General features: G+C 31.0%; 5 protein-coding genes and 1 pseudogene. 2 read left to right on the top strand and 4 right to left on the bottom strand.

All coding sequences use genetic code 11. The features are described from left to right. Window positions 1-574 (top strand): annotated as a pseudogene (locus tag VGE71_RS04680) (TonB-dependent receptor); the annotation flags it as partial. Between the two features lie 432 nt (window positions 575-1,006). Here VGE71_RS04680 and bcp read toward each other — a convergent pair. Further along, window positions 1,007-1,459 (bottom strand): thioredoxin-dependent thiol peroxidase, encoded by a 453-nt coding sequence (gene bcp, locus VGE71_RS04675; RefSeq protein WP_331137252.1) that lies wholly within the window; start codon window positions 1,457-1,459, stop codon window positions 1,007-1,009. Window positions 1,460-1,747: 288 nt separating this feature from the next. On the opposite strand from bcp, the gene VGE71_RS04670 reads away from it, so the two are divergent. Then, window positions 1,748-2,434: an endonuclease III gene (locus tag VGE71_RS04670; protein WP_331137251.1), complete on the top strand. Its 687-nt coding sequence runs from the start codon at window positions 1,748-1,750 to the stop codon at window positions 2,432-2,434. A 94-nt stretch (window positions 2,435-2,528) separates the two neighbouring features. Here VGE71_RS04670 and VGE71_RS04665 read toward each other — a convergent pair whose 3' ends face one another. From VGE71_RS04665 to VGE71_RS04655, 3 genes are all read right to left on the bottom strand, one after another. Continuing rightward, window positions 2,529-3,593: a tetratricopeptide repeat protein gene (locus VGE71_RS04665; RefSeq protein WP_331137250.1), complete on the bottom strand. Its 1,065-nt coding sequence runs from the start codon at window positions 3,591-3,593 to the stop codon at window positions 2,529-2,531. Between the two features lie 582 nt (window positions 3,594-4,175). Beyond that, entirely contained in the window at window positions 4,176-4,319 is a 144-nt protein-coding gene (locus VGE71_RS04660; RefSeq protein ID WP_331137249.1) for a hypothetical protein, read from the bottom strand. A 49-nt stretch (window positions 4,320-4,368) separates the two neighbouring features. Next, window positions 4,369-4,953: an RNA polymerase sigma factor gene (locus VGE71_RS04655; protein ID WP_331137248.1), complete on the bottom strand. Its 585-nt coding sequence runs from the start codon at window positions 4,951-4,953 to the stop codon at window positions 4,369-4,371. Window positions 4,954-5,134: the final 181 nt, after the last annotated feature.

Here is a 5,134-nt window from a genome sequence, read left to right as displayed (position 1 = left end):
TGAAATCACGCTTTCGAATTTACGTTCGGATGGTGAAATTGACGAGCGTGACTTTATGGACAGAGCCGAATTACTTTGTTCTCTTGGTCAAACGGTAATGATTTCAAATTTCCAGGAATACTATAAAGTTGTTGAATACTTCGCAAATTATACAAAAGCCCGTATGGGATTGGCGATGGGTGTAAATAACCTTGTTGATATTTTTGATGAGAAATACTACCGTCATTTAAGTGGTGGAATTCTGGAAGCTTTCGGTAAATTATTCTACCGTGATATGAAAGTATTCTTGTATCCAATGTTGGATGAAGATGGTTCATTAATGAATTCTAACAACTTGAAAGTTCATCCTCGAATGAAAGAATTGTACAAATTCTTTAAATTCAATGGAAAAGTGGTTGATATTGAAGATTATGATCCGAACATTCTGGATGTTTTCTCTAGAGAAGTTTTAAAAATGATCAGTCAAGGCAAACCAGGCTGGGAACCAATGCTTCCTCCTGGAATTCCAGAAATTATCAAGGAACACCATCTTTTTGGATATCATCCACAGAAAGAATTAGAACAAAATGCATAATAAAAAAAGTCCCTTATTGGGACTTTTTTTTTGTTTCAAGTTTTTCTTGTTTCAAGTTTCATGTTATTGTTGGAGCGGATATTTTTTAACCGCAAAGCACGCTAAGTAATTTTATGAGAAAAGCTTAAAAAAAACACAAAGTTCGCAAAGCTGTATCTCTGCAAAGCTTTGCGAACTTTGTCATCTTCAACACAAACTTAAACAAAAAACTTTGCGTGCTTTGCGGTAAAATTAAATGTCAAGTAAAATAACCTGAAACGTATTTTACGAGACAAACTTAAAAACACAAAGTTCGCAAAGCTGGATTTACACAAAGCTTTGCGATCTTTACGTTTTTTGTAAAACTTAGCTTAAAAAAAACTTAGCGTCCTTTGCGTTAAAATATGCCCAATTCTAAGAACTGTGACTGAAAACTGCGACTGCGACTGAATACTATTTCAATATCTGCGAAGCGTGTTCTTTAGTTTTTACTTTTTCGATTACTTCTTCGATGATTCCTTTTTCGTCGATTACAAAAGTAGTTCTGTGAATTCCGTCGTATTCTTTACCCATGAATTTCTTTGGCCCCCAAACTCCAAAGGCATTGATTACCGATTTATCTTCGTCTGCAATTAATGGGAAAGGAAATTCATATTTGTCTTTGAATTTTAATTGTGCTTTCTGACTATCAGCACTAACTCCTAAAAGCTCATAATTATTAGCTTTAAAACGTTCAAAATTATCTCTTAAATCACAAGCTTCTGCGGTACAGCCTGGTGTACTTGCTTTTGGATAAAAGAAAACTACTAATTTCTTTCCTGTGTAATCTGACAGTTTATGTGTTTTTCCGTCCTGATCTATTCCTGAAAAGTTAGGCGCTTTATCTCCGGCTTTTAATGTTGTCATATTTTTTATTTTAGATTTCTGATATTAGATTTTAGATTGTATCTTCTAACAAAGATAACTTATAACTCATAATTCATGGCTTATAATTTCAAAACTTCTTTTTGCCCCAGATTGCAGTGAAAACCCCGGAATTATGATAGTTTACATTTTTTATATTTAAAAAGCGACCAACGGAAGCTCTTTTAAATATTTAAAAATGTTACTAGCATAATGAGGAGTTGAAACGGAAAGCTGGATTAGGCACATCATAAAAATTATACTATTTTTACAGACGTTAAAATCACTGAAATGAATAAAGAAGCTCGCGTACAATTTGTCATTGATAAATTAAAAGAACTCTATCCTACTATACCTGTTCCTCTTGATCACAAAGATCCTTATACACTTTTAATTGCCGTTTTATTGTCTGCACAATGTACCGATGTGCGCGTGAATCAGATTACACCTTTATTGTTTGCCAAAGCTGACAATCCGTATGATATGGTTAAAATGTCGATTGAAGAAATTAAGGAGATTATTCGTCCTTGCGGTTTATCACCTATGAAATCTAAAGGAATTCATGGTTTGTCTGAGATTTTAATTGAAAAATATAATGGTGAAGTTCCTGAGAGTTTTGAAGCTCTGGAAGCTCTGCCTGCAGTTGGTCATAAAACAGCAAGTGTTGTAATGTCACAAGGTTTTGGCGTTCCTGCATTTCCTGTAGATACGCATATTCACAGATTGATGTACAGATGGAATTTATCTAACGGAAAAAATGTTGCTCAGACTGAAAAAGACGCAAAAAGATTGTTTCCAAGAGATTTATGGAACGATTTGCATCTGCAAATTATTTGGTATGGACGCGAATATTCACCCGCAAGAGGCTGGAATCTGGAAAAAGATATTATTACCAAAACGGTTGGAAAAAAATCGCTTATTGAAGAAATGGAAAAAGCTTCAACTGTTGTAAAAAAAAGTAAGGCACAAAGTAAATAACTTTTGTGCCTTTTTTAATGTGTCAATTTATCAATTAGAAAATTAGATATTGAAAATCATCTACTCATCACATTTTCTAATTTTCTAATAATATTTACCTTCCAGCTTTTAAAGCGTTATATTCATTTGTCATATCCAACGATCTATAAACTCCTAATAAAGTTTTTGTAGCATCTTCATTTTTAGGTTCTATAGAAAGTACTTTTTTGAGATATGGAATGGCACTTCTAGTAATATCATCTTTTTTTGCATTCAGTTTATCGTACTTCTGCATTTCTGCTTTTGTAGTTCCTAATGCTGATATTTCATCTGCTAAATCTTTTTTGATTTGCAATTTCAAATAAGCAAGATTGATATAAGCATCAATGTAATCTGGATTCAACTCTAAAACATAATTATAAGTCGCTTCTGCTTTTTGGTAATCTTTTCTCTCCAGATAAGCAAAAGCTAAATTACTATTAACTTCAATCTTTTTAGAGGGAACAGACTCTGTTCTTGGTTTTTCATAAAATCCTTGCTGAATTGCAGATTCTCTAGCTTTTGGAGAAATAAAAGCATCTTCTTCTTTTGTTTTCTTGTTGGTCGCATAATACAAAACACCTTTTCCTGAGAAATTAATCTTTTTCAACAACTCATAATAAGTAACTGCAGCACCATAATCTTTTGCATTAATAGATGAGGCTGCAGCGTTTAGTAAGTTTAAAGTATCTTTTTTATCAAATAAATATACTTTATAACTTTTGTCTGAGCTTTCTTTGAATTTACCAGCATTAAAATCTGTCATTGCTCCCTTAACAAGACCAGCTTTCATATCTTTTAGGGCCATATTGGCTTTAACGGTAGATTTAAATTTACCAGATTCATTTTCGTACAAAAACACATCTTGATAGGCTTGTGATGCTAGTGTGAAATTATTTGCGGCATCAACATTCTTTAAAGCTAAATCTTTTAAAACATTCCCTTTTAAGAAATAGTAATCAGATTTATCTTCGTCTGGAGCATTAAGGATAAGATATTCGGTTTTGGTTAAAACAGCTAAAGCTTCTTCGCTTTTTCCTTTATCATACAAAGATTGCGCTTCTTTAATTCGGTCTTTTTGGGCAAACGTCGCCATGCTTATCATTAATAAGCAGCATAGCATTCTAATGTTCTCTTTCATTTTGCGGTTAAGTTTTGGGTTGGTTAAATGATTTTCTTTTATTCTTGAACAATAGTTATGAAAAGCAATTAAGCAGGTTAAAAATTACTTTCTTAAACTATAATGTCAGCAAAAGATATTTTCTGGTTCAAATACTTTTGCTTAAAATCAAATAGACAAACTTAACAAAATAAGGCAGGGTAGTTTTTCTTCATACATGATCTGATTTGGGTTAAATATTTAATTTTTAGTTTATTATTACTTATTGTTAGAATTTGACAGAGATAAACCAATATGAAAAACATTCAATAAAAGCTTTTTTACTGAATAAAAAATTAGTTTTTAACTAAAATAAAATTAAAAATTAAACAAACACACAAAAACGAGTCAAAATATTAAATTTTAACAAAACTGATAAAAAAATGATATAAAAAACTTACGCAAAGAAGATTAAACTGATTATATTCTAAAAAAAATAAATTAAGGAATATTTTTACATAAAAAAACTCACTATTTGTTTTATATACAAACAGTGAGCCTTTCAAACCAAAACGACCATTTGGTTCATGTTTTAATAAACATCCGACAGGAGCAGTGGGCTGTTTAATTAGCTATAATCTCAAAGCTTTTGTCCTCAACTTTAACTACAGTCAAAGCTTGTGAGTAGTTTAATATAAAAGAAACTACTTCTTTATTAGGTTTAAGATTTTTAGAAGCTAATGCTTTTTTTGAGTAAATTTTCGCCATACTATCAAATGTTTTATATTAGTATAACGGGTTTATTACCAAAATAGTATTAGTTGGTTAAAATAATTTGATGTTTATCTATTATTTTTCTCAAATTCATTAATGCATAACGCATTCTTCCTAACGCAGTGTTGATACTAACACCTGTAATTTCTGAGATTTCTTTGAAACTCATATCCTGATACATACGCATAACCAAAACTTCTTTTTGATCATCAGGTAATTCTTCGATAAGCTTTTTCAGATCAACTTCGACCTGATCCACTATCATTTTACCTTCTATAGTCAATGCATCATCAGACATGATAGAGAAAATCGAAAACTCTTCGGTTTCTCTATACATTGGCATTTTTTTAGTTTTGCGAAAATGATCGACTATTAGGTTATGCGAAATACGCATTACCCAAGGCAAAAATTTACCTTCTTCGTTGTACGAATTGCTTTTTAAAGTTTTAATAACTTTGATAAATGTATCTTGGAAAATATCATTTGAAATATCTCTATCAGCAATCTTAGAGTATATGAAACCATATATCTTAGATTCGTGCCTTTTTATTAATGTTGCCAAAGCAGCTTCACTGCCGTCAACATAATTTTTCACTAATAGAGCATCTGGAGTATGCAGATCAGCCATAATTCTACTTTTTTAGTTCTAATTTTAAAATTTGGAGTAATTTTTCTAAAAAGTAGTTTTTTTATATAGGCGAATCTTTTTTTGAGTTGTGTTAATATTGTGACCAAATTTAACAAATAAATGTTTTAAAAAGCAAATAAATTTGCTAATAATTATGACTAAAACATTTATTAAAGTAAAA

The sequence above is a fragment of the Flavobacterium sp. genome (assembly GCF_036405015.1).
Lineage (GTDB): Bacteria > Bacteroidota > Bacteroidia > Flavobacteriales > Flavobacteriaceae > Flavobacterium.
Note: the sequence above shows the minus strand (reverse complement) of the source record. Positions and strands in the feature narration are given on the sequence as shown.